The organism is Sinobacterium norvegicum, from assembly GCF_923077115.1.
In the GTDB taxonomy this organism is placed as follows: Bacteria; Pseudomonadota; Gammaproteobacteria; order Pseudomonadales; family Sinobacteriaceae; genus Sinobacterium; species Sinobacterium norvegicum.
The window spans coordinates 1501081-1526890 of record NZ_CAKLPX010000001.1 but is presented as its reverse complement, the minus strand read 5'-3'; the positions used below and the strand labels follow the sequence as shown (position 1 = coordinate 1526890).

22 protein-coding genes are annotated in these 25810 nt (G+C 51.8%); 16 read left to right on the top strand and 6 right to left on the bottom strand.

The genetic code is table 11. The annotated features are described in order from the left end of the window. From L9P87_RS06780 to L9P87_RS06745, 8 genes are all read left to right on the top strand, one after another. Entirely contained in the window at positions 1-1056 is a 1056-nt protein-coding gene (locus tag L9P87_RS06780) for an acyl-CoA dehydrogenase family protein (protein ID WP_237443918.1), read from the top strand. Between the two features lie 360 nt (positions 1057-1416). Further along, positions 1417-2574, top strand: coding sequence for an acetyl-CoA C-acetyltransferase (locus L9P87_RS06775; RefSeq protein ID WP_237443917.1), 1158 nt, complete (start codon positions 1417-1419; stop codon positions 2572-2574). 38 nt (positions 2575-2612) lie between these two features. Beyond that, positions 2613-3500 (top strand): SDR family oxidoreductase, encoded by an 888-nt coding sequence (locus L9P87_RS06770; protein WP_237443916.1) that lies wholly within the window; start codon positions 2613-2615, stop codon positions 3498-3500. Positions 3501-3660: 160 nt separating this feature from the next. Next, positions 3661-4815 (top strand): acyl-CoA dehydrogenase family protein, encoded by a 1155-nt coding sequence (locus tag L9P87_RS06765; RefSeq protein WP_237443915.1) that lies wholly within the window; start codon positions 3661-3663, stop codon positions 4813-4815. A gap of 20 nt (positions 4816-4835) precedes the next feature. Beyond that, positions 4836-6041: an acyl-CoA dehydrogenase family protein gene (locus tag L9P87_RS06760; protein ID WP_237443914.1), complete on the top strand. Its 1206-nt coding sequence runs from the start codon at positions 4836-4838 to the stop codon at positions 6039-6041. Positions 6042-6137: 96 nt separating this feature from the next. After that, positions 6138-6932, top strand: a complete 795-nt coding sequence (locus L9P87_RS06755; protein ID WP_237443913.1) for an SDR family oxidoreductase — start codon at positions 6138-6140, stop codon at positions 6930-6932. A gap of 60 nt (positions 6933-6992) precedes the next feature. Then, positions 6993-8195: a thiolase family protein gene (locus L9P87_RS06750; protein WP_237443912.1), complete on the top strand. Its 1203-nt coding sequence runs from the start codon at positions 6993-6995 to the stop codon at positions 8193-8195. A gap of 1064 nt (positions 8196-9259) precedes the next feature. Then, positions 9260-10432: an SIR2 family protein gene (locus L9P87_RS06745; RefSeq protein WP_237443911.1), complete on the top strand. Its 1173-nt coding sequence runs from the start codon at positions 9260-9262 to the stop codon at positions 10430-10432. Positions 10433-10711: 279 nt separating this feature from the next. On the opposite strand, the gene L9P87_RS06740 is transcribed toward L9P87_RS06745, so the two are convergent. Next, entirely contained in the window at positions 10712-11698 is a 987-nt protein-coding gene (locus L9P87_RS06740; protein ID WP_237443910.1) for a transposase, read from the bottom strand. Between the two features lie 333 nt (positions 11699-12031). Between L9P87_RS06740 and L9P87_RS06735 the strand changes: the two genes are divergently transcribed. The 5 genes from L9P87_RS06735 to L9P87_RS06715 all read left to right on the top strand — a co-directional run bounded on the left by L9P87_RS06735 (position 12032) and on the right by L9P87_RS06715 (position 15918). Continuing rightward, the gene (locus L9P87_RS06735) at positions 12032-13672 is read left to right on the top strand and encodes a hypothetical protein (RefSeq protein ID WP_237443909.1); all 1641 of its coding nucleotides are present in this window, start codon (positions 12032-12034) and stop codon (positions 13670-13672) included. A 309-nt stretch (positions 13673-13981) separates the two neighbouring features. Beyond that, on the top strand, positions 13982-14491 hold the full coding sequence (locus L9P87_RS06730) for a hypothetical protein (protein WP_237443908.1): 510 nt from the start codon (positions 13982-13984) through the stop codon (positions 14489-14491). 59 nt (positions 14492-14550) lie between these two features. Next, positions 14551-14850, top strand: a complete 300-nt coding sequence (locus L9P87_RS06725; protein ID WP_237443907.1) for a DUF3817 domain-containing protein — start codon at positions 14551-14553, stop codon at positions 14848-14850. 148 nt (positions 14851-14998) lie between these two features. Continuing rightward, positions 14999-15433, top strand: coding sequence for a universal stress protein (locus L9P87_RS06720; RefSeq protein ID WP_237443906.1), 435 nt, complete (start codon positions 14999-15001; stop codon positions 15431-15433). A gap of 104 nt (positions 15434-15537) precedes the next feature. Then, positions 15538-15918, top strand: a complete 381-nt coding sequence (locus tag L9P87_RS06715; RefSeq protein ID WP_237443905.1) for a SpoIIAA family protein — start codon at positions 15538-15540, stop codon at positions 15916-15918. A 55-nt stretch (positions 15919-15973) separates the two neighbouring features. Here L9P87_RS06715 and L9P87_RS06710 read toward each other — a convergent pair whose 3' ends face one another. Both L9P87_RS06710 and L9P87_RS06705 read right to left on the bottom strand, forming a co-directional pair. Then, the gene (locus L9P87_RS06710; protein WP_237443904.1) at positions 15974-17770 is read right to left on the bottom strand and encodes an AMP-dependent synthetase/ligase; all 1797 of its coding nucleotides are present in this window, start codon (positions 17768-17770) and stop codon (positions 15974-15976) included. 194 nt (positions 17771-17964) lie between these two features. Further along, positions 17965-18615 carry a glutathione S-transferase gene (locus L9P87_RS06705; protein ID WP_237443903.1) on the bottom strand — a complete coding sequence of 217 codons (651 nt, stop codon included), beginning with the start codon at positions 18613-18615 and terminating at the stop codon, positions 17965-17967. 187 nt (positions 18616-18802) lie between these two features. Between L9P87_RS06705 and L9P87_RS06700 the strand changes: the two genes are divergently transcribed. Next, positions 18803-21061 (top strand): peptidase U32 family protein, encoded by a 2259-nt coding sequence (locus tag L9P87_RS06700; RefSeq protein ID WP_237443902.1) that lies wholly within the window; start codon positions 18803-18805, stop codon positions 21059-21061. Positions 21062-21068: 7 nt separating this feature from the next. Here L9P87_RS06700 and L9P87_RS06695 read toward each other — a convergent pair whose 3' ends face one another. Next, positions 21069-21572, bottom strand: coding sequence for a hypothetical protein (locus L9P87_RS06695; protein WP_237443901.1), 504 nt, complete (start codon positions 21570-21572; stop codon positions 21069-21071). A gap of 173 nt (positions 21573-21745) precedes the next feature. Here L9P87_RS06695 and trmY point away from each other — a divergent pair, with 173 nt between their 5' ends. Together trmY and L9P87_RS06685 are read left to right on the top strand one after the other, a co-directional pair. Beyond that, positions 21746-22345: a tRNA (pseudouridine(54)-N(1))-methyltransferase TrmY gene (gene trmY, locus L9P87_RS06690; protein WP_237443900.1), complete on the top strand. Its 600-nt coding sequence runs from the start codon at positions 21746-21748 to the stop codon at positions 22343-22345. A gap of 21 nt (positions 22346-22366) precedes the next feature. Further along, a complete protein-coding gene (locus tag L9P87_RS06685; RefSeq protein ID WP_237443899.1) occupies positions 22367-23581 on the top strand; it encodes a class I SAM-dependent methyltransferase in 1215 nt (404 codons plus the stop codon). Positions 23582-23603: 22 nt separating this feature from the next. On the opposite strand, the gene L9P87_RS06680 is transcribed toward L9P87_RS06685, so the two are convergent. Together L9P87_RS06680 and gntH are read right to left on the bottom strand one after the other, a co-directional pair. Then, positions 23604-24077, bottom strand: coding sequence for a hypothetical protein (locus L9P87_RS06680; protein WP_237443898.1), 474 nt, complete (start codon positions 24075-24077; stop codon positions 23604-23606). A gap of 100 nt (positions 24078-24177) precedes the next feature. Further along, positions 24178-25794 (bottom strand): guanitoxin biosynthesis MBL fold metallo-hydrolase GntH, encoded by a 1617-nt coding sequence (gntH, locus tag L9P87_RS06675; RefSeq protein ID WP_237443897.1) that lies wholly within the window; start codon positions 25792-25794, stop codon positions 24178-24180. Positions 25795-25810 lie beyond the last annotated feature (16 nt).

Below are 25810 nucleotides of genomic sequence, written 5' to 3'. Positions count from 1 at the left end.
ATGGATTTTACTTTTAACGAAGACCAGCTTTTATTCCAAGAAGGCGTTCGTGATTTTTTAACCAACGAGATCACGCCGGAAAAAGTGCGTGAGCTGTGGCAAACCGAGACCGGTCGTAGCGATGCGCTATGGGGTCAGTTGACCGAGCTTGGCCTTACCGGCTTAACCGTGCCCGAAGACTTCGGCGGCATGGGCATGGACGAATTAGATTTCGTGCTGCTGGCGCAAGAGTGCGGCTATGTCGCCCTGCCTGAACCGCTGGTTCAGACTGTTCTGGTTGCCGTACCGACACTGGCTAACTCTAGCAACGAAGCGCTAAAAGCCGCCTGGTTGCCCAAGGTTGCCGAGGGCAGCGCCAAGATTGCCGTTGGCCTTGCGCAAAACCTATTGGTTGAAGACGCCCACGTCAGCGATCTGATCATCATGGAAAAAGCCGGTGTGCTTTACGCCGTCGAGCAGGCCGATGCGACACTGGAATATAACCCGTCTGTCGACCCCAGCCGCAAGCTGTATACCGTCGATTTCGATAGCAGCAACGCCACGGTGTTAGCCGAAGGCGAAGAGGCGCAGGCCCTGATTGCCGGCGCTCTTAACCGCGGTGCATTAGGCTGCGCCGCTCAGGCACTGGGTTTGACTCAGCGCATGATCGACATCTCGGTGCAGTACACCTCAGAGCGTACTCAGTTTGGTGTGGCCATCGGTACCTTCCAGGCCGTTAAGCACCGCATGGCTAACGTCGCCGTACCGTTAGAATACTCGAAGGCCACCGTCGCTCACGCCGCTTACGCCATCGCCAATAACCTATCGACCGTCGATGAAAACGTCTCGCACGCCAAATCGATGGCCTGCGAAGCATCATTGTTGGGTGCCAAGAACTCGATTCAGGTCCACGGCGCCATGGGTTATACCTGGGAAGTGAATCTGCATATTTATATGAAGAAGGCCTGGGCACTGGATAAGACCTGGGGCGACCAAGCATTCCATAAGGGCCGTGTTGCCGATGCTATCTTTGCTGACAACGCCAAGATCGGTGCGGGTAATACCTTCGCAGGTTAGTTGTAATTGGCAGCGTCAAGGCTTGTCCTTCGCTGCCGCGATCAACACTGCCGACTAACACGCCGTAAACCCATCCGTGGGGGCTCGGCTTCAGCATCCATGCTGAAGACGGTTAGTCGACAATATTGATCGCTCGTCGGAGGTTATGGTTGAAATTTGACTCTGGCAAAAGCTAGTGGCATTGAACCAGACGGCTCTCGCGGAGTGATTTTATTGCCAGCCGAATCTCTTTTCCTGAGGCAGGCGGTGAAATCACGCAGTGAGCAAATTTATTAAGTAGGCTTTAAGTTTTAAAAAAGCCTTAAAAAATTATATAAACCTTTCGCTAAAAATAGCGCCAGGTAAAAAGAGGAACACATCATGGCTGAAGCCTATATCGTCGATGCATTACGTAGCCCCACTGGCCGCCGTAAAGGGGGTTTAAGCGATGTTCACGGTGCCGACCTCGGTGCCCACGTATTAAAATCATTGGTTGAACGTAACAATATTCCCGATGCCGACTACGAAGATGTCATCTTCGGCTGTTGCGACACGGTTGGCCCGTTAGCCGGTGATATCGCCCGCACCTGTTGGTTGGCCGCCGGCCTCGACGACGGTGTTCCGGGTACTACCATCGACCGTCAGTGTGGATCATCGCAGCAGGCCGTACACTTTGCCGCCCAAGCCGTGATGAGTGGCACCATGGACGTCGTCGTTGCCGGCGGTGTGCAGACCATGACACAGATTCCGATCTCCTACGCCATGACCGCCGCCGAGCCGCTGGGTTTTACCGACCCGTTCACCGGCTCGAAAGGTTGGGTTGAGCGTTACGGCAACCAGCCACCGACACAGTTCAACTCGGCGCAGATGATTGCCGACAAGTGGGGCTTGTCACGTGAGGACCTCGAAGTGTTCTCGCTGGAGTCACACACCCGCGCCATCGCCGCCATCAAAGAAGGCAGGTTCGACCGTGAGATCGTGCCGCTCAATGGTGTCACCAACGATGAGACGCCGCGTGAAACCACGCTGGAAAAAATGGCCAGCCTCGATTATCTGTTCGGCTGTGACAAGGTCACCGCCGCCGTCTCGAGCCAGACCTGTGATGCCGCCTCGGCGATGCTAATCGTCTCTGAAGATGCACTGAAGAAATACAATCTAAAGCCCCGCGCTCGCATTCATCACATGAGCGTCCGTGCCACCGATCCGATCTGGATGTTGACCGCGCCCATCCCAGCGACCGAACACGCGCTGAAAAAGGCTGGCCTGACGCTGGACGATATCGATCTGGTCGAAATCAACGAAGCCTTCGCCTCCGTCGCCATGGCCTGGTTGAAAGAGACCGGCTACCCGCACGAGAAGACTAACGTCAACGGCGGCGCCATTGCTTTAGGCCATCCCTTAGGTGCCTCGGGTACCAAGCTGATGACAACCCTTTTACACGAGCTGGAACGCACCGGCGGTCGCTATGGTCTACAGACCATGTGTGAAGGTGGTGGTCAGGCTAACGTCACCATTATCGAGCGCTTAGACAGCGAATAAATTTTAAAAAATGATTTAAAAACAAAGAGGATTTCTCCATGGCTATTTGTCAGGATCGCGTTGTCATCATCACCGGCGCCGGTGGTGGTTTAGGTGCCGCACACGCTAAGGTTTTCGCCGCCGAAGGCGCCAATGTTGTCGTTAACGATATCAACGAAGCCGCCGCGCAGGCCGTGGTTGATGAAATCGTTGCCGCCGGTGGTCAGGCCGTGGTGAACACCTCGGACATTACCCACTACGAAGACAGTGCCAACGCCGTTAAGCAGGCCATCGACACCTATGGCGACCTGCACATCGTGGTCAACAATGCCGGCGTTAACCGCGACCGCATGTTTGCCTCGATGACCGAAGCCGAGTGGGACACCATTATGGCCGTGCACCTGAAGGGTCACTTCTGCATCTCTTCCCACGCCGTGCATTACTGGCGTGATCAGTCGAAGGCGGGCAAGGCCGTCGACGCCCGCATCATCAACACCACCTCGGGCGCTGGCCTGCAGGGGTCTGTCGGTCAGTCTAACTACGCCGCCGCCAAGGCCGGTATCGCCGCGCTGACGCTGAACCAGGCCGCCGAACTTGGTCGTTATGGCATTACCGCCAACGCCGTGGCACCTGCCGCCCGTACCGGTATGACCACCGCCGTGGAAGAAATGGCCACCCGTATGGCCAAGCCAGCAGACGACAGCTTTGATTACTGGGCGCCAGAGAACGTTTCCTCGCTGCTGGTGTGGTTGGGTTCTGGCGAAGCCGCCGCCGTCACCGGTCGCGTGTTCGAATCCGAAGGTGGCAAGATCTCGATTGCCGATGGCTGGCGTTCAACCGCCGGTATCGACAAGGGCGCCCATTGGGCTCCGGCCGAGGTTGGCGAGGCAATGGCAACATTGTTAGAGCAAGAAGTTCCCGCGCAGAAGGTTTACGGCACGCGTTAATCGAGCCGAATACCGGGTTTGCATCACTGTAAAGGGTGATGTGAACCAGCGTTCCAAAAAGGCTACTTAAAGATGACCAAACCGCCATGTTTAAATAGTCTTTTTCAGCGTATAAAGCAGACTGAAAAGAATAATCATCCAGCATAACGACGGAGTCCACATGGAATTCGCATTTACCGAAGAGCAATTGATGATCCGCGATACCGCGGAGAGTTTTCTTGCCGATGTCTCTACCTCAGAGGCTATTCGCCAGGCGATGGCAACCGAGCAGGGCTACAGCGATGAGCTGTGGCAGCGCATCTGTACAGAGCTGTATTTTCAGGCGGTGACCGTACCGGAAGAGTTCGGCGGCATGGGCCTGGGCTATGTTGAGCTGGTCGCGGTGATGGAGCAAATGGGCCGTTTCGTCGTCTGCGCACCGTACTTCTCGACCGTCTGTCTGGCCAGCACCGCCTTATTGATGGCCGCTAATGAAGCGCAGCAGGCCGAAGTCTTCGGCAAAATTTTAGAGGGCGAAACAGCCACGCTGGCGTTTACCGGCAATGGTCAGTGGGATGCCGATGGCGTCACCGCGACTTACGCGAAAGACGGCGACAACTATGTATTAAACGGTGACTACCGCTATGTCATCGACGGCCATACCGCCCAGCACCTCATCGTTGCCGCCCGTGAACAGGGCAGTGCCGGTAAAGACGGCATCGCGTTGTTTGTGCTGCCTGCCGATACCGCCGGTGTGGAGGCGACCTGGTTGCCCACCATGGACCAGACCCGCAAGCAGGCGCAGTTAACACTGACCAACGTCAGCCTCAGCAGTGCCCAGTTAATGGCCACAGATGCCGCCGACAAGCTCGCCAAGATTCTCGATATGGCGACGATTTGTCTCGCCGCCGAGCAGATGGGTGGTGCCCAACAGGTGTTGGACATGACGGTTGAATACAGCAAGGAACGGGTGCAGTTCAACCGCCCGATTGCCAGCTTCCAGGCCGTTAAGCACAAGGCCGCCGATATGATGACCAAGGCCGAGGCTGCCCGCTCCGGTGTTTACTATGCCGCCTGTATTGCTCAAGATGCGTTGGTCGCTGGGTCGATGGCCGCTGAATTGGCCGAGGCCGCCAGTATCGCTAAATCATACTGCTCTGAGATCTATTTCCAGAACGCCGGCGATGCCATTCAGCTACACGGCGGCGTTGGTTTTACCTGGGAATACGATGTGCACCTGTATTTTAAACGGGCCAAGGCCACCGAGCACTTCCTCGGTAACGCCAGCTATCACCGCGAACGCATTGCCGCCAACTTGCTCGGCAGCTGCTGTTAATTCGGCCTTAGGAGAGAAACATGAAACTCAGTTTTAGTGCAGCAGACGAACACTTCCGTGCCGAAGTCGCCCAGTGGCTAACCGACAACTTAGTCGGTGAATTCGCGCAGTTAAAATTCCGCGGTGGCCCCGGTGATGAACACATGTTCCCCCAAGAACGTAAAAAGTGGGAACAGAAACTAGCCGAAGGCGGCTGGACCTGTGTCGGCTGGCCAAAGGAACACGGTGGCCGCGGCTGCTCGATCGAGCAGCAGGTGATCTTCAACGAAGAGTATGCCCGTGCCGGTGCTCCCGGCCACGTCGGTCATATTGGTGAGGGTCTTGCTGGGCCAACCATTATTGCCTTCGGCAGCGACGAGCAGAAGCAGAAGTATCTACCCGGCATCGTCGCCGGTACCGAGCTGTGGTGTCAGGGTTATTCCGAACCCGGCGCCGGTTCCGATTTAGCTAACGTAAAAACCAAGGCGCGCTTCGACGAGGCCAAGGGCAAGTGGATTATCAACGGCCAGAAGGTATGGACCTCTCTGGCCCATGAATCCGACTATGTCTTTGTCATCGCCCGTACCGACCCCGACTCTGTGGCGCACAAGGGCCTGGGCTTCTTCTTAATGAAGATGGACCAGCCCGGCATCGAAGTGCGCGGCATCGAGCAGTTAACCGGCACCTCGGAGTTTAACGAGGTGTTCTTCGACGACGCCGAGTGTGATGCCAGCGATATCGTCGGTGCCCCCGGTGACGGCTGGAAGGTCGCCATGGGTCTGCTCGGCTTCGAGCGTGGCGTCTCGACGCTGGGACAGCAGATGCAGTTCCAGAATGAATTGAATCAAGTGATCGACATCGCCAAAGAGAACGGCGCCGCCAAAGACCCCATCATTCGTCAGCGTATTGCCGAGGCCCACGCCGGTTTGAAGATTATGCGTTACAACAGCATGCGTACTTTGTCTGGCGATGCCGGTGACGGCGCGTTGCAGAAAGAAGCGCTGATGTATAAGTTGTTCTGGGCCACCTGGCACCGTGACTTAGGCGAGCTGGCGATGGATGTGATGGGGCCGGAGTGTGAAATACTCGCAGGCGGCCCCTACGAGCTAACACGTTTGCAGTCGATGTACCTGTTTGTTCGCTCCGACACCATCTACGGCGGCACCAACCAGATTCAGCGCAATATTATCGCCGAGCGCGGTCTGGGTATGCCAAAAGAGCCCAAGGTTGCCATCAAGGCGAGCTAAGCGCTAAAAACGAATATAAAATTTAAGCCCAAACCGTGTGTTTGGGTTTGTTGTTTTCCGCCGATAAGCATTTAGGTGCTTACACAGAGGTTTAAAATGATTGATTTAAAGAATCCAGAATACGTTAAAGGCAACAACTTAATTGCCGGCCGTTCCGTGCTGATCACCGCCGCCGCCGGTGCGGGTATCGGTTTCGCCGCCGCCAAGCGCGCCGTCGAAGAGGGCTGTCGTGCCATTGTTATCTCCGACGTGCATGAAGGCCGTCTAGAGAAATCAGTCAACGAGCTCAAAGAGCTGACCGGCAAGGACAACGTCTGGGGCAAGCTGTGTAATGTCTGCGTCGAAGACGATGTGCAAGGCCTGATCGACTTCGCCGAAGACAAGCTCGGCGGCACCGACATTCTGATTAACAACGCCGGCCTTGGCACCTCGAAGAACTTGATCGAGATGGAAGACAGCGAGTGGGACAAGGTGATTCAAGTCACCCTATACGGCACCATGCGGATGACCCGTTACATGATGAAGGTAATGAAAGAGCGCGAAGTGGGCGGTGTTATCGTCAACAACGCCTCGGTACTTGGCTGGCGCGCCCAGAAAGAACAGGCGCACTATGCTGCGGCGAAGGCCGGTGTCATGGCACTGACCCGCTGCGCCGCCGTCGAAGCCGCCGAGTTTAACGTGCGCGTTAACGCCGTCGCCCCATCGATTGCCATGCACCCGATGCTGCGTAAGTCTGCGCCACCTGAGTTGTTGGCCGAGCTTGAGAGCAAAGAGGCCTACGGCCGCGCTGCCGAGGTTTGGGAAGTGGCTAACGTGATGATGTTCCTGGCGTCAGATTACGCCAGCTACCTCACAGGTGAAATTATTTCGACATCGGCTCAGCGCGCTTAATCGCGGGCAGCCTAAAAAATTATTCAGGTATTGTTTAATACCGATAAAAAGGAAAAGAAGATGAGAGAAGCAGTCATTGTAGCAACGGCCCGTACCGGTCTAGCCAAATCATTCCGCGGTTCATTCAACGAGACCGAAGCCCCAGCCATGGGCGGCCATGTTGTGAAGGCGTTAGTTGAAAAAACCGGCATCAACCCAGCCTTGGTTGAAGATTGTATCTTCGGTGCCGCTGCCCAGCAGGGTACTCAGGCCTATAACCTCGGTCGTCTATCGGCTATCGCCGGTGGCCTGCCAGAGACGACTCCGGGCATGGCGATGGAGCGTCAGTGTGCCTCGGGCCTAATGACGATTGCCACCGCTGCCAAGGGCATTATGTGTGACGAGTATGACGTTGCCATCGCCGGCGGTGTCGAGTCTATTTCACTGACTCAGAACAAGCACAAGAACACCTACCGCAGCGTTTCTAAGACGGTTTTAGCCGTTGACGAAACTGCCTACATTCCGATGATCGAAACCGCCGAGATTGTTGCTCAGCGTTATAATATCACCCGTGAAGAGCAGGATGCCTACGCGTTGATCTCGCAGCAGCGTACTGCCGCAGCACAACAGAACGGTAACTTCGCCGAAGAAATCGTGCCGATGAACGCCACCAAGTCTGTGTTCAATCGTGAGACCAAAGAAGTCACCTACGAAGACGTGATCGTCGACAAGGACGAGTGTAATCGCCCGTCGACCACCGCCGACAGCCTGGCCTCGTTAGAGCCTGTATGGAAAGACGGTAAGTGGGTTCAGCAGGGTACTTCGGTCACCGCCGGTAACGCCTCACAGCTGTCAGACGGCGCCGCGGCCTGTCTACTGATGGAAGGCGAGAAGGCGAAAGAACTCGGCCTAGCGCCACTGGGTTACTACCGCGGCGTTGCCGTTGCCGGTTGTAAGGCAGACGAAATGGGTATCGGCCCCGTCTTCGCCATTCCTAAGTTGTTAGCCAAGCACAACCTCACCGTTGACGATATCGGTCTGTGGGAAATCAACGAAGCCTTCGCCTCACAGGTGGTTTACTGCCAGAAAGAACTCAACATCGACATCGACAAGCTCAACGTTAACGGCGGCGCCATCTCCATCGGCCACCCGTTCGGCATGTCTGGCGCCCGTATGGTCGGCTCAGCATTGCTGGAAGGTAAGCGTCGCGGTGTTAAGTATGTGGTGATTTCGATGTGTATCGGTGGTGGTATGGGTGCTGCGGGTTTGTTTGAGGTTGCTTGATTAGCTTCTGATGTAATGAAGTTAGTTTGATAAAAAGCCGCTATTTTAGCGGCTTTTTTTGTGGGTGGGGGGTTTGGGGGCTGAGATTGGGTGCTTTGGGCGTCGCTCCCACCACAGCCACTGGGACGCCGTAAATACTTCCCTGTAGGCTCAGCTTCAGCATCCCTGCTGAAGATGCCCATTGGGTGAGGTGGGGGCGGCTTGGGTATAATTTTTCGCCTCGAACACTGTATGGATATACATATAAAAGAATAATATTGCCCCCTTTTTCCGCATAATAGCGTGAATAATGTAAATTAATTTTAAATATGTTTTTATTTCAGTAAGATAAGTGCATAAATTGAAGTATACAAAAGGCAGAATATACCGACTACAGCGGCAAGTATTAAAAACAGTACGATTCCGCTCATTTTTGGTCACTTTAATGACTGCCTTAATAAACAATAACTATTAAACACTTACTGGCTTTATTCGATAATATAGAAAAGGGTGATAGGCGGAACGTTCCGCTTTACGGGGGATTTGGGGTGTTATACCGACTCTTCCTAGGTTTTTCATTATTACCGACTAGTCAGTAGAATAAGCGTTATATGGAGCCATTTGATAATGACTAAGGCGCGTTACTTTATTGCTTGCGTTTTTTCCCTATTGGCAATCATGTTTACTGCTCATCTTATTACAAATGAGAGGTCACAATATCTTTCAATTGAGAACAAAAAACTTCACTGCTCTGGCCGCACATGTAGCTATATTGTTAATGTATTAAATACTAGCGAAAATACGCAAAACGGAGTTCTCATTATTAAAGCCTATGCTGAGCGAGACCTCCCAAAAGGAGCTAAAACCCAGGATCTAGTAGCATCGACCTCGGTAGAGTTTAATCTTCAGAGCAGCAAGAGCGTAAATATAACAGGAAGCCTTAAAGCACCTATTAAACCAACGTCAATTGGGGCCTATATAAATGCTATCCAGTAACTCATATAACAAACAAAGGCAGCATCGCCCTGCGGGCTGGACGCGCTAACGCGCGCCGCTGCTTTGGGCGTTAGGCGAAAGGAATAAATTTGAGATCGCACCAAGAGTCATACATAAAATATGAACAGGAAAGAGATACACTTTTTGTGTTCGGGGCCGGAGCTTCTATTGCAGAAGGCGCTCCCTTACAAAGAGATATCCTAAAGCTGATCTTCGAATCTAAAGATGAGCATATAAACTCTTCTAATGCAGCTAGTAAAGTGCGCCTCTTCATCAATGAAAATTTCGATATTTCAGATGGTGAATATCCGACACTGGAATCAATTTTTGGTTATCTGGAATATTTTATTAGCAAACGAGAAGGGCTCGGAAAAGAATATACGACCTTAAGAATCACCGAAATTAAAGAAGCTCTAATACAGCTTGTACATTACGTGATATCCAAGCCAGCCGGAAACCGAAACGGAACATATCGTAAATTTTGGGAGGTAGTTTCTGAGACTAATAGAAACGTTTCCGTGGTAACAATGAATTACGATACCTTGCTAGATGAATCTTTCGACTTTCTATACCCCGACAAAGCATACATTGATTACTGCATCGAACTAATGAACTACCACCATTATGATGACATTAGTGCATTTGATTGGTGGGTTAATCCCCGAGAGCCTGTGCCAGTTTGGGATGGTGGTGACCCAAAACCAATAAAACTTATCAAACTACATGGCTCTCTCAATTGGAAGTATTGTAACTGCTGCAATCAAGTTTTACTTACGGCGTGGGACACAAAAATAGACCTTGGCTCTATGGGCTTTAAAGGCTATATCCACGCTAGCTGTGAAAACCCAGAGACAGTAGAGTTTGATCTTTCTTGCCCTCTAGACGGGAACAGCTTTGATACCTTTATAGTTCCACCATCACATATAAAGGATCTCTCTCACCCAGCTATTAACAAATTGCTTGATGAAACTGCTATCGAAATAAGAAAAGCAAAGAAGATCGTATTTGTTGGTTATTCATTTCCAGAAGCAGACGTTCATATCAAAGCCTTATTCAGAAAAAATTTAAGGAATGACACTGAGTTACATGTCATTGATCCTTATTTAAACGATTCAATAAGATCAAATTATAAAAGCCTTTCTGCACAGCCTGTTTTCTATGAAAAGTCATTTGAGCAGTTTGTAGCAGAAGATTTAGTCAGTCTGATAGAATCGCCTAACAAGTCAAAGCACTCGGACGCAGCAAGCTGCGCCGGTGTTTGAGGCGTTAAATTCACACGGAGTACTAAGTGACAAGTCAACATTTCGCTGCTGCTTTATTAAAAGCATGGAAGATAAACTACTAAAAGGACACCCACCCTAAGAAAAGGCTCTGTCGTTAACGCGGTGGAGTATATTTATTCTGAGCTGAACACCTATTACTGCGCGGCAGGGTGAGTATACACAGCGTAGACTGCTATCAAGACGATATTATCAAAGCGCGGGCGAGCTTATCCACAGAAGAGTGAACCTGTCAGTTCTCTGCTGGTAAAGTAAAAATAGTTAGAGCAGATTGATACAGCTTCGTGGCGTTCGCCGGTAGCCTAAAGTCTCTGCCGCCCGCTTTATGGCAAAGGCCGAGCCGACTAGATTTTTAAAACGACTCTCGAAATTCTGCGACAAATATAACCAATGCTTTGGGTCGAGTTGAAGCCTATCCAATATAGGCGGCAATTGATGATGGATGGCACTTCGTTTGTCTTCTCTGATAATTCGCCCGGTCCAATCGACTAACTCTAGGTAATCCGTTAGTCGGAGCGGTACCCCCTTAGGCATATCTTTTCTTGGGTTGCCAACGAATGGCATGAACGCTTTCACCTGTTGCTGCCGATGATTAGGTGAGTGAGCGCGCTTGGCCTGCAAGCTGCGCCGTTGAATACTGGTGTGAGCAGAGCTCTCTGGTGTTGTGTTCATGCCTGCCCGAATAGGGTTGAGGTCTACGTAGGCCATACAAGCCAGAAGGGCTTGTTCATCGAGCAAAGCCTGGGACTTGTAACGCCCCTCCCAAAAGCGCCCGGTACAACCATCTTCGACGTTTGCCAGTCTAGCCGTAGATTCGTTGATGATACGCATAAACCAGCTTATATCACAGAGCCTATGCCGCCACAGCTCAGCCTTCTCATTAACAGCGTCTAACTCAGGCTTTGTTAAGCTGTTTTTATTACCGCGATAGCGTTGAGTCAGCACGGTGCCCTTGTACAAGCTATGCCATCGTTCAAGGATTTCATCGACAGACCAGCTATCGGCTGCATCTTTATCAATGTGCAGCACCACATGATAGTGGTTAGACATGACGGCATAGGCGCAGATGTCGATAGCAAAGATACCTGCTAATGCTGTGATCTTATCTTCGATCCATTGCCGTCGGTGTTCGTAACAGCGCCCGTTGTTATCACTGCCACAGAGAAATGCGCGGCGAACACAGCGGGATACACAGTGATAGTAGGGTGTAGCGTCGAGTGACACTAATGTGTTGCGCGGTTTCGTCATCACAATCATCCTTGATTCGTGGTGTCAGAAAAGTAAGCATATTAACTATAGGGTTGAATTGAATATCGTCAAATATAACGATGGGTGTCCCCGCTCCACTCCCCGCTCCACTCGACGCTCTCCCCGCTCCACTCGACGCTCTCCCCGCTCCACGCTCCACTACCCGCACCATCCTACCCGGGGAGCATAACCTGGCCCTGTTTGACCCTTGATATTTCGTCCAGATGACCGGTATTGCAAGAGGTTTTCTAAGTTGCCTGTTTGATGAGAATCCGCTAGCCTTAGTGGATAAAACCTTGATGAAATCACACCCCAGTTAGGCCTAAGCTATTTATGATTCAATTTATACAGCGGTTCACATTGGTTATTGTATTTATTTTTCTTGGCTTTCTCAGCCTTGCCGTTTCGGCAAAGAATCTCAGTGATGATGAAAAAAATTTAGCGCAAGAAGAGATAACAGGTATTTACTATAATGATACCGCCTCAATTCTGGAGGCTATTGACTCCATGCTTTATCGTTTTGATGAGCAAATTCATACTGGGCCGCAAAACTATAAAGACCACCGTCGAGACTTAGTAGAGTTACAGTTACTATTGGTTGAGCTAAACGATGTAGAATTTAATCGCAACTGGATTATACCTCCCGAAGAAACAGTGTTTAGTTGGGAGGAGGAGCTGTCAGTAGTGCTCAAGCCCATTTTTTCATCTTTGAGTCAGTTGGCGGAAAGACCCAAAATTGTATTGGAACATCAAAAGAAACTGGCCGATATAGACAAGCAGATCCTTGCTACTTCAGACGGTATTTCAGTTTTGGAGAAGTTGCTTCTCAAGTACAATGTTGAATCAAAAGAACGAAAAACTATTAGCAAACTTATTATTTACTGGGAATCAAAACTAGCTGAGTCGAAAGTTAAGAAAGAGTTTTTTGAAAATAGTTATGCCGAGGTAGAAGGTAAGCCCTTCTTTCTGAATAATTTAGACCCCCATATTTTGATGTACGTATTTCATCGAGTTGCCACTGTTGTTATCAGTATTGGCTCGGCTATATTAGCCTATTTATTCTTTATGAAACTGGCAACATTCTTTACTCTGTTAGAGCGTCGAAGCTCTAATAATAGGGTGAAATTATTCAACCGAGTGTGGGCTTTTGCCACGCAGTTGATTAGCATTCTTTTTGCTGTTAGTACTGTTTTGTTAGTGACCTATATGCGAGAAGATTGGCTGCTGCTTTGTATATGGTTTTTGATAGGTCTTTTAACCGTCATCGGGTTAAGAAACAGCTTTCCAGTATATGTGGCAAACATACGCACTCTTTTGAACCTGGGGGCTATCCGTGAACATGAACGTATAATTTATAAAAATATACCGTGGAAAGTTCTGCAACTTGGATTTTTCTCTCACTTGCATAATCCGCAGCTTGATGCCCATATTCGCATTAATCTGAATGACCTCAGCGGAATTTGCTCGCGCCCATACCATGATAATGAGCCGTTCTTTCCATGTAAAAGAGGTGACTGGGTCAGTCTGGATGATGGTACTTATGGTAAGGTGGTTATGCAGTCACCTGAGTCTGTTCACCTATCTTGTATGAATATGCTTAAGGTACTGACGACAGAGAATTTTCTGCATTTGAATCCACTCAATTTATCTCAGAAGAGTATGACGATTAAGTCTGTTTTTGGTATTGATTATCAATATCAAAAAAATGCGACACACTCAATCCGCGATACCATCATTAAGCATTTTGAACAGGCTGATAAGCCTGAAACATTCGCCAAATTCATCATAGATATATTGATTGATTTCAAGAGAATTAATGACTCTTCGCTAGATTTTATCATCCTTTGTGAGCTGGAGGGTAAGGCTGCTGAATTCAAATATGAGATCGAGCGATGGATACAGGCTGAATGTATCAATGTTTCTAATACTAACAATTGGACAATACCGTTCCCGCAAATGAAGCTGCACAATTAACAGCAAATAACAGGGTCAGGTCTTTGATTTATGATCACGTCCTATTTAGGTAACAGATACCCTCTAGCGCGCAGCGTTTTAGTCAACGGTGAATTAAAAAGCCTGCGTCTGAACCGTTGGCTGAAACTGGCAGCGAGGGTGGCCAAGACGGTTGGTTTAATGCCTTGGCGCCGCAGCCACTGTCGGCATTCGCGGGGGAGGCCTTTCTTGTGCCCGCCCGGCTTAACCATGTTTCAGCATAGATCGGCTGAAAACTGCCGTATTCACCTGTAGAATGGCGGCCACTATTGATCGATGAGAGTTATCCCCATGTCCAGCCCTTTTCAGCAGCGTTTGCAGGCACACTTGCAGGCCTCGACGCTGACCCCCGGCGTCTTTTCACCCACCGCAGCGTTTCAGGCGATGACGCTGGCGGCGGTAATGGTCGGCGAGAAGCCTCTTCTGCTGACCGGCGCCGCGGATGATCGGCACTCGATGCAGCAGGCTGAGCGTTTTTGTCAGTCACCGGCGCTGAAGGCAGCGGTGATTGGCCTGGCGATTAACGGTGCGCTGACGGCAAGAAAAATCAACGGCGGCGATATTGATTGGCCAGCCCAGTGTGAGGCCGTGGTAGCCTCTGCGGCCGGTGTGGCCGAGCTTGATGGCGGCAGTGGCGATTTACAAATGATCAGCCTGCACCCCTATCGCGGCTTGACCACCCTGCTGTGTGTCAATACCGAGCTGGCGCAGATTATCGATGCCCAAGCCCCGGTGATGGACGATGGTCGAGACCTGACAGAGTTGCTTAAAGATGTGCCACAGGTATTGAAATTTTCCTAAAATGCCACCGCCGTGGCTGATACAGCCGCAACGATTGACCGATGCCAGAGGTAAACCCAGTGTTAAAACTATTTCGCGCCATCAGCCTACTGGAAGGCTTGTCTTATCTGGCGATTCTCAGTGTAACCGCCGGCCTAATCAGCCGAGATTATGTCAGCCTGCTGGGCATGGGCCACGGGCTTTTGTTTATGTTGTACATGATGCTGAGCTTAAGTGTCGGCAATAAGCAGGGCTGGTCGCTGAAGGTGTGGCTGCCGGTTTTTATTGCCTCGCTGGTGCCGCTGGCCTTTATCCCCGTCGAATGCTTTCTAAAAACGCTGACAGACAACACACCGGCGGATAACACTGTCAGCGGTTAGCTGGCGGCCATATTGTTGCCTGAGATCAAGGTAAAAAAATAGTCTACTGTTGATACTGTCAGTGGTGTTAATCGTTGTCGATGGTGTGACGGCGATGGCCCTGTAGAAGCAATATTACGATGCATATCTTTTTCAGAGGTAACGACAGATGACGACCCTATTAGCAGCGATTGATCTTGAAGATACTCCCTCGGCATTACAGGTGCTGGCCAAGGCCAAAACCATGGCACACAACAGTGGTGCCAGCCTGCATGTTGTTCATGTGGTGCCCAGCATCAGCCTCGCCTTTAGCGCCGCCATGTCGCTGGGGGTGATTACTGATGAGGCCGCCGAAATTGCCCGCGAAAATGCCAACGCTGCACGGCAGTTATTGCTTGATTTGGTCGGCGCCGACATCGCCCCAGAGCACTGCCATGTTGTCGAGGGTAAGGGCGCTGAAAAAATCTATCAGCAGGCCGGCCAGCTCGGCGCTGATACTGTGGTTGTTGGCAGCAAAACAGCGGGAATCTTGGCCCTGGGCTCGGTGACGCACAGGCTGTTAACCTTGGCGAAGTTTGACGTGATGGTGGTGAATATCGTCTAGTGCAGGCTGTGCGGTGTCGATGCGCGGTTGTATTGTTAAACCCCCAGCCGCCGTCGATTAGCTATACTGAGTAGAGGGATAAAGAGTCAACAAGGAGAGCCACTATGAGTAATCAACGCCACGGTATAGCCATCGGTATCGAGCGCACTGACAGGGATTTTTTTCTCAGTTTGAAGGCCACCGGAAAATTAACCCACGATGATTACCAAACCATTACGCCGATGCTGGATGCGGCGTTGGGCGAGGTGAGAAACCCGTTAATCAAGGTGTTGTTTGATGCCACCGAGCTCGAAGGCTGGGAGCTGAGAGCGGCCTGGGATGATTTTAAGATGGGGCTGAAACACAATAACCACTTCGTCAAAATTGCCGTCTATGGCAATCAACACTGGCAGCATACTGCTGCCAGCATCGGCTCGTGGTTTGTTTCTGGCGAGGTTAAATACTTCGATGATGAACATGCCGCGCTGGATTGGCTGCACGAGTGATACCGCTGACGTCGCATGACTGGCTGTGTGAACAACAGCCAGTCATGTTTGACGATTAGGCGTGTTTTTTCACGCTGTTGTACATCGCGTTTATTTCAGTTTTGAATTTTTCTAAAATCACCTTGCGTTTCACTTTCAGCGTCGGCGTCAGTTCGTTCTTGGCAATGGTGAACTCCTCAACCAGCAGGGTAAACTTCTTCACCTTCTCGTAGCCGGCAAGTTCGCTCTGCATTTTCTCGATACGCTGTTTAAAGTGCAGCACGATATCGCTGTGGCTGATTAACTCTAGGCGATCCTTGTATTCGATGCCTTTTTGCTTGGCCAGTTTTTCCAGGTCTTCAAAGGCTGGAACAATCAGCGCCGAGACAAATTGGCGCTCATCACCGATGATGGTAATTTGCTCGATTAACTGTTCCTTGATCAACTTGCCCTCTACGCGTTGAGGCGCGACATACTTTCCGTTAGAGGTTTTCATCAAGTCTTTGAGCCGCTCGGTGATGACGATATTACCATCGACCTGTTTGGCGGCATCGCCGGTTTTTAGCCAGCCATCGACCAGTGTTGCGGCGGTTTCTTGCGGCTTGTTGTAATAGCCCCGCATGACGGTTGGCCCCTTGATCAGTAGCTCGTTATTGTCGCCAAGCTTCAATTCGATGCCGGGCAATGGTGTGCCACAACTGTTCATCGGCATGGCGACCTCATCGCGACAGCAGACGGTGGCGCAGGTTTCGGTCATGCCAAAACCGGAGATAACATTGAGGCCACACACCTGAAAAAACTGGTTGATACCGGCGTCGAGGGCGGCACCACCGCTGGGCATAAAGCGGATATTACCGCCCAGTGCCTGACGGATATTGGCAAACACAATTTTGTCGGCCAGTGTGTTGGCTGCTGTGGCAACAGGGCCGACGGTCTGATTGTTGTTACGGCGCTCAAAGCAATGGTTGCCGATTTTGAAGGCCAGCGAAAAGATGAGCTTCTTCAACCTGGGCGCGCTCTCGGCCTTGCTGATCACCTGGGTATAAATTTTTTCATACAGCCGTGGCACGGCGCACATGACTGTCGGTTTTACCTCGACCAGTGCTTTTTGAATTCTGGCCGGGTTGCGACAATAGGCGACCCGGCAATTACTGGCCAGGGCGTACCAGGTCCAGGCCCGTTCGAAGATATGGGACAGCGGCAGAAAGCTCAGCGAGGTGTCGTTCTCATCGATGACAATTCGGTTGCGATGCATCTCAATGGCGGCGCTGATGTTTCGGTAGTCGAGGATGACCCCCTTGGGTTCACCGGTGGTGCCCGAGGTGTAAATCAGCGTAATAATATCGTCGAGGCTGGCCTGATCAATGCGTTGGGCCAACAACGCGCGGGTCGGCTCGGCGCGCTGTGCGGCGATAAAATCGCACAGCAGGCTGCTGTGTTGGGGGTGATGAATAAACACACCGTCATCGATGGCGACAATATATTCGAGGCTGTCGCATTGCGCCAGCAGGGCAACACCGGCATCGTATTGTTGCTGGTTGCCGGTAAATAAAACCCGAATTTGGGCATCGTCGATAACATAGGCCAGCTGATCTTGGCTATGGGTGGCGTAGGCCGGCACTGGCACGGCGCGAATAGCCATGCTGGCGATATCGATCCAGCTCCACTGGGCGCTGTTATCGGCGTAAATACCGATGTTTTCCTGCACCTCACAGCCTAACTCCAGCAAGCCCAGCGAGATACTGTCTGCCTGTTGTTGAATCTGCTGCCAGCTCCACTGCTTTCCCTCTTGGCTCTGAGCAATATGCTCACCCTGACTGGACATTTTGTGACGGTAAACGGTGGTTAAATGGTCGTTGACTGTAAGCTGCATAAATTTACCTGTCGATGTATACGGCGGAGGAACCGACGGCTCGGCGCCGCATCGCGCCTGCTAAGTCCCCATAAGGAATGGGGCTATTATCCGACGACAACGGCGGCGGCGATATACGTGCTTGTCGCAGCGTAACCATGGTTATTACGGGTGGGTGGCGAGACAGCCCTTGTGGCGTGTTGCTGCAGGGGTAACTACAGTGTGAGTTCAAACGCCTGGCGCTGCTCCAGCCACAGCGGAAAGTCTTTCATTGCCTTGGAAAATACTCGGCTGTCGAGCTGCTGCTTCAGCCATTGTTGTAGGTGGGGGTAGGGTGATTGCAGATACCATTGTCTGTCGACACGGGCGAACTGGCGCAGAAAGGGCAGTATGGCGATATCGGCCAGGCTAATTGTGGCGCCGAATAAATAGGGGTTGAGACTGAGCCGCTGTTCGATCTCGGCGATAAAGACCTCGCAGCGCTGGCGCAACGCCTCTTTATTGTCCTCGTGGTAGCGTTTGGCTTGCTTGTATTGCTCAAGCTGTGTTTTGAACTCATCGTCGGCCCGGTGAATCAGCGCCAGCATCTGTGCTAGGGCACCGGCATCATCGTTGTATAGCAGGTTTTTCGGGTCGCTCTGTTGCAGCGCCCAGAGCATGATGTCGAGGCTTTCTTCCAGCACTCGGCCATCGTCGAACACCAGTACCGGTACGGTGCCCTTGGGGGACGCGGCGAGCATCGGTGCCGGCTTGTTTTTCAGCACGATGGCGCGAATCATCACCGGCTGGCCAGACAGTAAAATAGCCATACGGGCGCGCATGGCGTAGGGGCAGTGTTGTAACGAATAGATGATGGGCGGGCTCACACGGGTTCTCTTATTGGTTGTGGTGTCATCGGCTTAGCATCGATACAGGCTAAAAAGCCTACAAAATCGAGGGGTATTTGGCGGTGGCAAATAGCGGCCAGCCCCCGTGCTTTCATGGTAATAGCGCCATTATACGGGTAGAATCGCCCATCGAAAAATTTAGTCGTATTAAAGCAGGTTGTGAGTGATGAGTAGAAAGATTGAGCTATTGGCGCCGGGCGGCGATGTTGAGGCGATAAAGGCGGCGATTGTTGCCGGTGCCAATGCGGTTTACTGTGGTCTCGATACCTTTAATGCTCGCAACCGAGCCCATAACCTGTCCTTCGATGAGTTGACCGGTGTGCTGCGCCTAGCCCATCAATATGATTGCGAGGTGTTTCTCACCCTCAACGTGGTCATCCTCGAACACGAGATGAAGACACTGTTTAAGCTGCTTAATCAGTTGGTCAATACCCGCCTCGATGGCATTATTGTGCAGGATTTGGCCTTCTTCTACCTGGTTAAAAAGTATTTCCCCAGCCTCGATGTGCACGCCTCCACCCAGTTGACCACCCATAACGAGGGGCAGGTGAAGTTTCTCAGCACGGTCGGTGCCTCCCGTCTCAACCTGTCCCGCGAGTTGCACCTGCCAGAGGTGAAGTCGTTGACGGCCTTGGCTCATCAGCACGATATATTAACCGAGGTATTTGTCCACGGTGCGCTGTGTATTGCCTTCTCGGGCCAGTGTTATTCCAGTTCAGTCAGTGTCGGTAATTCGGGTAACCGTGGCCGCTGCAGCCAAGCCTGCCGCGATGAATACGAGGAGACCGAGGCCGGTAACAAATACCCGCTTAACCTGAAGGATAACTCGGCCTATTTTGACCTGCCTGAGCTGGTCGACGCCGAGGTCGATTCACTGAAGATTGAGGGCCGCATCAAGGGCGCGCACTACGTCTACACTGTCACCGATACTTGGCGCAAGCAGATCAATAGCTTTGTCGAACGTGGCGTGTTGCTGGATGACGACGCTAACCTGCACAAGGTTTTCAATCGCGACTTCACCAACTCGTTTTTACGCGGCAATATGACCAAGGACATGTTCATCGATAGCCCGCGGGATTACAGCAATACCAATGCGGTCAAAATCTTTGAGGCCAACAACGACAACGTAATTTCTGCCGTGCAGATTGAAGAGGTGGGTAGACAGTTACACGAGGAAAAAAATGAACTCGGTAATGAACTGCGTCAGAAAGTCGAGTTTTTATCGATTGCCAAGCCGCCGCTGGCGCTGAGCTTTTCCGGTGCTGGCGGCGAACCGCTGACGGTGACGTTTACGGTCAAAGGCCAGCCCCATTCGGTGTCGTCAACGGTGCCGATGTTCGCCACAGAGAAACCCAATGTCGACCGTCCGGCGATAGAGAAGCGTTTTAACTCATTCAATAATACCGATTACTCCCTCGAAGGCTTCAACTTCGATGGCTTGGAGCAGGGGCTTGGCCTGCCGTTCAAGGTGTTAACCGCGTTGAAGAACGAGGTCGCCTATCTGCTGAACGACTCTAAGCCGGTGATTGCTCCGGTCGAGTTGCCGGTATTAGAAAAGCACCCGCGGTTGCAGGATAAGACGACGATGTCGATTCTGATCAGCGATGAGAGCGATGTGGCGCTGTGCGATCTGACCGATGGTGACGTCTACTTTAAACTGCCAGAGAGCTGGAAGCGTGGCTGCGACAAGCATATCGAGATTTTCAAGCGCCACCCGCAGTTAATCCCCTGGTTCCCCGCGGTGTTGATCGGCAAGGACTACGACGAGTCGATCCGTTTATTAGAGGCGATTAAGCCGGCCCGTATTGTCAGCAACAATACCGGTGTGGCCTTTACCGCCAATGAGATGGGCATCAGTTGGGTTGCCGGCCCCTTCCTCAACACCACCAACTCTTTTGCGCTGTTAACCCTGCAACAGGATTTAAACTGTGCCGGTGCTTTTATTTCTAACGAGATTAATCGTCTGCAGATTCGTAATATCGCACGTCCCGCCAATTTCAAGATGCTGTACAGCATTTACCACCCGATTTTGATGATGACCAGTCGACAGTGTTTCTTCCAGCGCACGGTCGGCTGTAAGAAGCCGGCTATCGAAGATGGCTGTATGTTGAAGTGCGAGAAGGCGACGACAATTACCAACGTCAAAGGTGTTTCCTTTGCCGTCGATAAGCAGAAGGGCGGCTACCCCAGTATCTATAACGACGAGCAGTTCTTGAACACCGATATCATCCGTGATTTGGATGGTTTGTTTGATGAGTTCTTTATCGACCTGACCAATATCGGTGCTGGCTCGAAGGAAGCGCTGGATAAGACGGTATTAGTACAGCAGTTTGCCTCGGTCATTGCCGGCGACAACAATGCTGGAGAAGCGCTTAACGAGATGGTTGTCTCCAAGACCCAGGCGCAGTACAGCCAGGGTTTGTAAGCCCTGGTTAACCCTCCTGATTGTCAGCTTGAAACTGCAGCACCGGCGTATTTTTCAAAAAGTAATCGCGGTGATAATCCTCGACGCAGGCGGCGTTGAGGGTGACCTGTTCATACAGCCAAAATATCTCATTATCCTGTTCCACTGCATAACGATGGTGGTAAACCGCCTCCAGCCAACCGTTATTCAGCGTACCGATGGCAATAGGCTTATGCTTGTTATCACTGTAATAGAGTGTCGGCCCCTGCTGTTCGGGGCGAATAATAAACCGGTCCAAGCGGATGCTACCATCCTTTAACATGGCGGTGTGAATACGGCCGTTGGGGTAAATACTGTTGGCGGTGTCATCACCGTGCTGGTCGATGACACAGGCGCTATCCAAGACGAAATACTGCGGCTGTTGGTCAATGGCATAGCGGGTGGGGGTGGCGGCCCGCGCCGCTTGCTCGGCCGCCGAGCGCTGGCCCTTGTGCCATTGTAAAATGTGTAGCTGAAAGATTAATGTGGCCATGGTTTGAATACACTGTGATGACGGCGGGGTGGGTTGATGACGCGCTATAGTCTACCGCATCACCGCGCGTCACAGTAGGCATTGTGGGGTTAAAGCCTTATACTGTGCGCTTTTAAGCCAGGCTGTGGGTGACACCGGTGTCGTTCTCGACCGATAGGACTAAGTGGTTATTTATGCGAGCATTTATACTCAGAGCACGGGCGGCGCCGACAGACAGTCAGGCGTTGTTAGCCGAGGTGGGTGGTGACGCCCATACCGAGATTCTGGCCCATAGTTTGATGAATGCTATTTTCGTTGCCCAATCTCACCGCGACGATGTCATCGTCTATCTGGTACTGGAAAGCACCAAGGACTATTCGCGGACGATTACCTTTACCTCGGCCGAGATGCAGAATATCGGCGGTTTTCATGAGCAGGCACTGCTGAAAAAAGTCGCCGCCGCCCTCGATGCCTCGGTGGGTTTTGGCAAAGAGATGAGCCGTCAGGTGGAGCCGGGTATTCATGTCGAAACCATCAGTTTCGAGAAGAAGATCCAGCAGCTGGCCGAGACTTACCAGCTCTATATGATGGATAAGAAGGGTGGCTCTATCCGGGAGCAGTCATTCAGCGGTGATGTCTGTTTTATTTTAACCGACCATATCCCGATGCCGAAAAAATCCTTTAACAGTCTCAAGCGTCTGGGTACCGAAAAAATCAGCCTTGGCCCCAAGATGTTGTTTGCCTCGCAGTGCGTGGTGCTTATCCATAACGAATTAGATATCTGCGGTTTATAGCGCCGGTAGAGTAGAGTCATTATGTCGAAAAAGATTGAACAGAGTTTTAACGCCTTTGTATCGATGCTGGCACAGTCGATCGATAATCAGCGTTTTGAAAAGCTGGTACTGAGTAAACACTGTGGCGAAGATAAACTGTTGCAGCGGGTGACAATCAAGCCGGTGCAAATAAAGGACGCGTTGTTAATGTCCTGGGTTACCAGCTTTAAAACACAGACTGATACCAAGAACCGAACGCCGGATGAAACCATCGAGCGGGTCAGTGAGTTGATCGAAACCGATTTTAAGGCCGCCCACCTGTTTGCCGATGATGGTGAATTACAGCTCAATGTCAGCAAGAAAGGTAAGGTGCAGCTGGTCCAGCACAAGGCGCAACACAAAGCCGCGACCCAGCAACCTGAGGCGAAGCAGCATAACCGCGACAAGAAACGCTTTGTCGATATTCAACGGCCGTTTTTGCAGGCGCTGAAAGTGACTGATGCCAAGCAGCAGTTGATTCCGTCGATGAGCCGCAAGTGGAAACAGATCAATAAGTTTATCGAGGTATTCAGCCAGGCGCTGGAAAGCTCACCGCTGTGGCTGCGAGAAAAAGCCCAGCAGCAAAACTTGCAGGTGGTCGATTTTGGCTCCGGTAAGGGCTATTTAACCTTTGCCATCCATGATTATCTACGGCATCAGTTGCGCACCGAATCGATGGTCACCGGTGTCGAGTTGCGTCAGGAATTGGCTGACTTGTGCCAACAGGCGGCGACTCGTCTCGATCATCGAGGTTTGGATTTTGTCTGCGGTGATGTCAAAACCCACGCGCCGAAGCAGACCGATGTGATGATTGCCCTGCACGCCTGCGATGTCGCCACCGACTACGCCATCAACTATGGTATTCAGGCCGGCGCCACGATTATTATGTGCTCGCCCTGCTGCCATAAGCAGATTCGTCCACAGATGCAGAGTCCGGCGCTGTTTAAGCCGATGCTGCAATACGGTGTTCACCTCGGTCAAGAGGCTGAAATGGTCACCGATTCGCTGCGTGCGCTACTGCTTGAGGCCAACGGCTATAAAACTAAGATATTCGAATTTATCAGCCTAGAACACACCAATAAGAACAAGATGATTCTGGCGGTGAAGCGCCAGCAGCCCTTCGACAATACTGAAGTGTTAGAACAAATCGCCTCGATTAAAGCGTTTTACGGTATCAGCGAGCAGTGCTTGGAGAGCTTGCTGGCCGAAGCCAGCTAAGCGAGTTGTTGAACCCAGATTGCTATTTTATCGGTAGCAATCTGCCGCGTTCTATATCGGTGGCCACGGTCTCTGCATCGAGTTCGCCATGGCCGTGATCGTGTCCGTCGAGAGGGTGATGACCCCGCTCATCGATGTTCTCTGGCGTCGAGTAATCGGCCACCAAATCTGAGCAGTATTGTGCTGACCACAGCGCGCTGCCATCTGGGTCGGCCATAATCGCCTCTGCTTTTTGGCCCAAGCTATTCATGTAAAACATACCCAGTTCTTCGCCACTGACGCCTGCGTTAGCGACCAGATTCTCAAACGCTATCTGTTGCTCCGGGTCGGAGACGAAGCCATTGTTGTAACACACCGTTAGTCCGATGATATCGTTGCCGCTGGCCTCAAGGGCCGGATTGAAGTGATTGTGATTATGCCCCTCACCGGCGATGACGACGGTGGGTGTCAGCAATAAGGCGGCTGTGATCAGTGTGATCGTCGCTAATGGTTTCATAAGAACTCTCCGATGTAATGAACAATAATCAAGGGCGCTGCGGTTGCTAACAGTGCCCTTTGTTATTGCCAGCCTAACGGCTGCTTAGTGTGTTAATAGTTTATTGGTCGCTACCGGCACCGTTGCCAGGCTCTGTTGGGCGGGTGACCGATTGACGCTCCAAACCATGGTGCTCACGCATTCTATCCATGTACTCCTGCTTAGTATTCATGCCCTTCTTCATCGAATCCGGTACCTGCTCGGCGGGGATAATGATGTCGCGCTCTACCGGCCACTCAGTCATTAGCTCGGGGTGGTAGCCCTCGGGGTAGTAAAGTTTAGGGTCGATTTCTAAATCACGAATCTCCTGTTGCTGGATATCTTCGCGCTGGTTCTTCGGCACGGGAATGCGGAACTCGGCACCGTCGACAAGATCAAACTGTGGCGCTCGAGCATTGGGGAAGTCCGGTAGAATGCCCTCACGAACCCAGGCGTTGTCCTTGGTCATATTGACCACGATGCCGTCCGGTGCGCCGAAGTGATAGGGACCCTTCCAGTGTTCTCGTACCTCGGCAACAGTCTCTTCGTTGAGGTAGGGGTCGAAGGTCATGTGGGTGGTCATGAACAATCGTGGCTGCACCTCGTTGGCGACATAACCGGCGGCATAAGCCGGAGTGTGATGCGTGTCGACGGTGTAGCGAGCCAGGAACGGTGGCACACCCTGAATGATTGAGGAGATGCCAAAGGTTTCGGTTTGCAGCTCGGTGATGAATAAGTCGGCACCGGCGGCGTATTTGAGGTCGAGTTCCGTTGGGCGGCCATCGCCGGTCCAAACAAATGACAGTACGCGGCCATCGTCTTGGGTCCAGTTGAGGCGGTAGCCCGAGGCACCGTCTTTGGCATGACTGCGTCGCCAGTGAATCACCTCTACATTGTCTTTGTCATAGATGACTCCGCCGTCATCACGGAAGTCGAATTCATGGACTACGATGTCGTTACCGGAGGGGAATACGTCGAAGGCATCGGTATGCCAGTTTAGCATCTGCTGCATCCCTTCTATCATGTGGCGGGTACCGAATTCAGGAGTGGCGCCACTGGGGCCATAGATGTTGAGGGGTTTCTCCCAGCGGCCGTTCCAGCCTCCGAACTGATAGAGGTAGGGTAGTGAGCCGAAGTGGTCGACGTGTAAATGGGTGATGAAAATGTGGTCAAGCTCGTTCAGTGCGACGCCGGCGGCGACATAGTTGGCAATGGACGCTTCGCCAAGGTCAAAGACGAAGTTGGCGCCGTTGCCGAGTTCAACATAAATCGATGTATTGGCTTGGCCTGGGCGGATCATCGGTGAGGTGCCCATAAAGGTGACACGCATCTCGTCGGGTTGGACCTCTTCGGTGCGCGGATACCAGTTGGCGCCGGAGACCATATGATCGCCATAGGGGGCGATGCCCTCAAACATCAGGCCTTCTTTCCAGCCCTTGTCGCCGTGGGAGGGGTGGTTATTGACGCCACCGGCGAGAACGGAAAGGATTTCTGCCTCGTTCGAGTAAATTTTACCTTCGCCGGCAGCGGCCTTGTACTGCTCCAGCGTCTGGCCCTCATGGTATTCAAATTTTTGGGTGTTACTAAGCTCGCTTTGGGTAGCGCGGGTGTTGTACTCCATCATGGGGTCGGCGGCGACAGCTGTCGTCGCGACCATGATTGCAGTAGAGAGAGTTGATAGCCTTATCCATGTTTTCATAGTGCCTGCCTTTGTC

Coding starts and splice junctions, on each gene's coding strand:
- gntH (WP_237443897.1), bottom strand. CDS start 25,794: ATGAAAACATGGATAAGGCTATCAACTCTCTCTACTGCAATCATGGTC.
- L9P87_RS06770 (WP_237443916.1), top strand. CDS start 2,613: ATGGCTATTTGTCAGGATCGCGTTGTCATCATCACCGGCGCCGGTGGT.
- L9P87_RS06720 (WP_237443906.1), top strand. CDS start 14,999: ATGACGACCCTATTAGCAGCGATTGATCTTGAAGATACTCCCTCGGCA.
- L9P87_RS06715 (WP_237443905.1), top strand. CDS start 15,538: ATGAGTAATCAACGCCACGGTATAGCCATCGGTATCGAGCGCACTGAC.
- L9P87_RS06695 (WP_237443901.1), bottom strand. CDS start 21,572: ATGGCCACATTAATCTTTCAGCTACACATTTTACAATGGCACAAGGGC.
- L9P87_RS06700 (WP_237443902.1), top strand. CDS start 18,803: ATGAGTAGAAAGATTGAGCTATTGGCGCCGGGCGGCGATGTTGAGGCG.
- L9P87_RS06710 (WP_237443904.1), bottom strand. CDS start 17,770: ATGCAGCTTACAGTCAACGACCATTTAACCACCGTTTACCGTCACAAA.
- L9P87_RS06780 (WP_237443918.1), top strand. CDS start 1: ATGGATTTTACTTTTAACGAAGACCAGCTTTTATTCCAAGAAGGCGTT.
- L9P87_RS06680 (WP_237443898.1), bottom strand. CDS start 24,077: ATGAAACCATTAGCGACGATCACACTGATCACAGCCGCCTTATTGCTG.
- trmY (WP_237443900.1), top strand. CDS start 21,746: ATGCGAGCATTTATACTCAGAGCACGGGCGGCGCCGACAGACAGTCAG.
- L9P87_RS06750 (WP_237443912.1), top strand. CDS start 6,993: ATGAGAGAAGCAGTCATTGTAGCAACGGCCCGTACCGGTCTAGCCAAA.
- L9P87_RS06760 (WP_237443914.1), top strand. CDS start 4,836: ATGAAACTCAGTTTTAGTGCAGCAGACGAACACTTCCGTGCCGAAGTC.
- L9P87_RS06740 (WP_237443910.1), bottom strand. CDS start 11,698: ATGACGAAACCGCGCAACACATTAGTGTCACTCGACGCTACACCCTAC.
- L9P87_RS06735 (WP_237443909.1), top strand. CDS start 12,032: ATGATTCAATTTATACAGCGGTTCACATTGGTTATTGTATTTATTTTT.
- L9P87_RS06685 (WP_237443899.1), top strand. CDS start 22,367: ATGTCGAAAAAGATTGAACAGAGTTTTAACGCCTTTGTATCGATGCTG.
- L9P87_RS06755 (WP_237443913.1), top strand. CDS start 6,138: ATGATTGATTTAAAGAATCCAGAATACGTTAAAGGCAACAACTTAATT.
- L9P87_RS06730 (WP_237443908.1), top strand. CDS start 13,982: ATGTCCAGCCCTTTTCAGCAGCGTTTGCAGGCACACTTGCAGGCCTCG.
- L9P87_RS06765 (WP_237443915.1), top strand. CDS start 3,661: ATGGAATTCGCATTTACCGAAGAGCAATTGATGATCCGCGATACCGCG.
- L9P87_RS06775 (WP_237443917.1), top strand. CDS start 1,417: ATGGCTGAAGCCTATATCGTCGATGCATTACGTAGCCCCACTGGCCGC.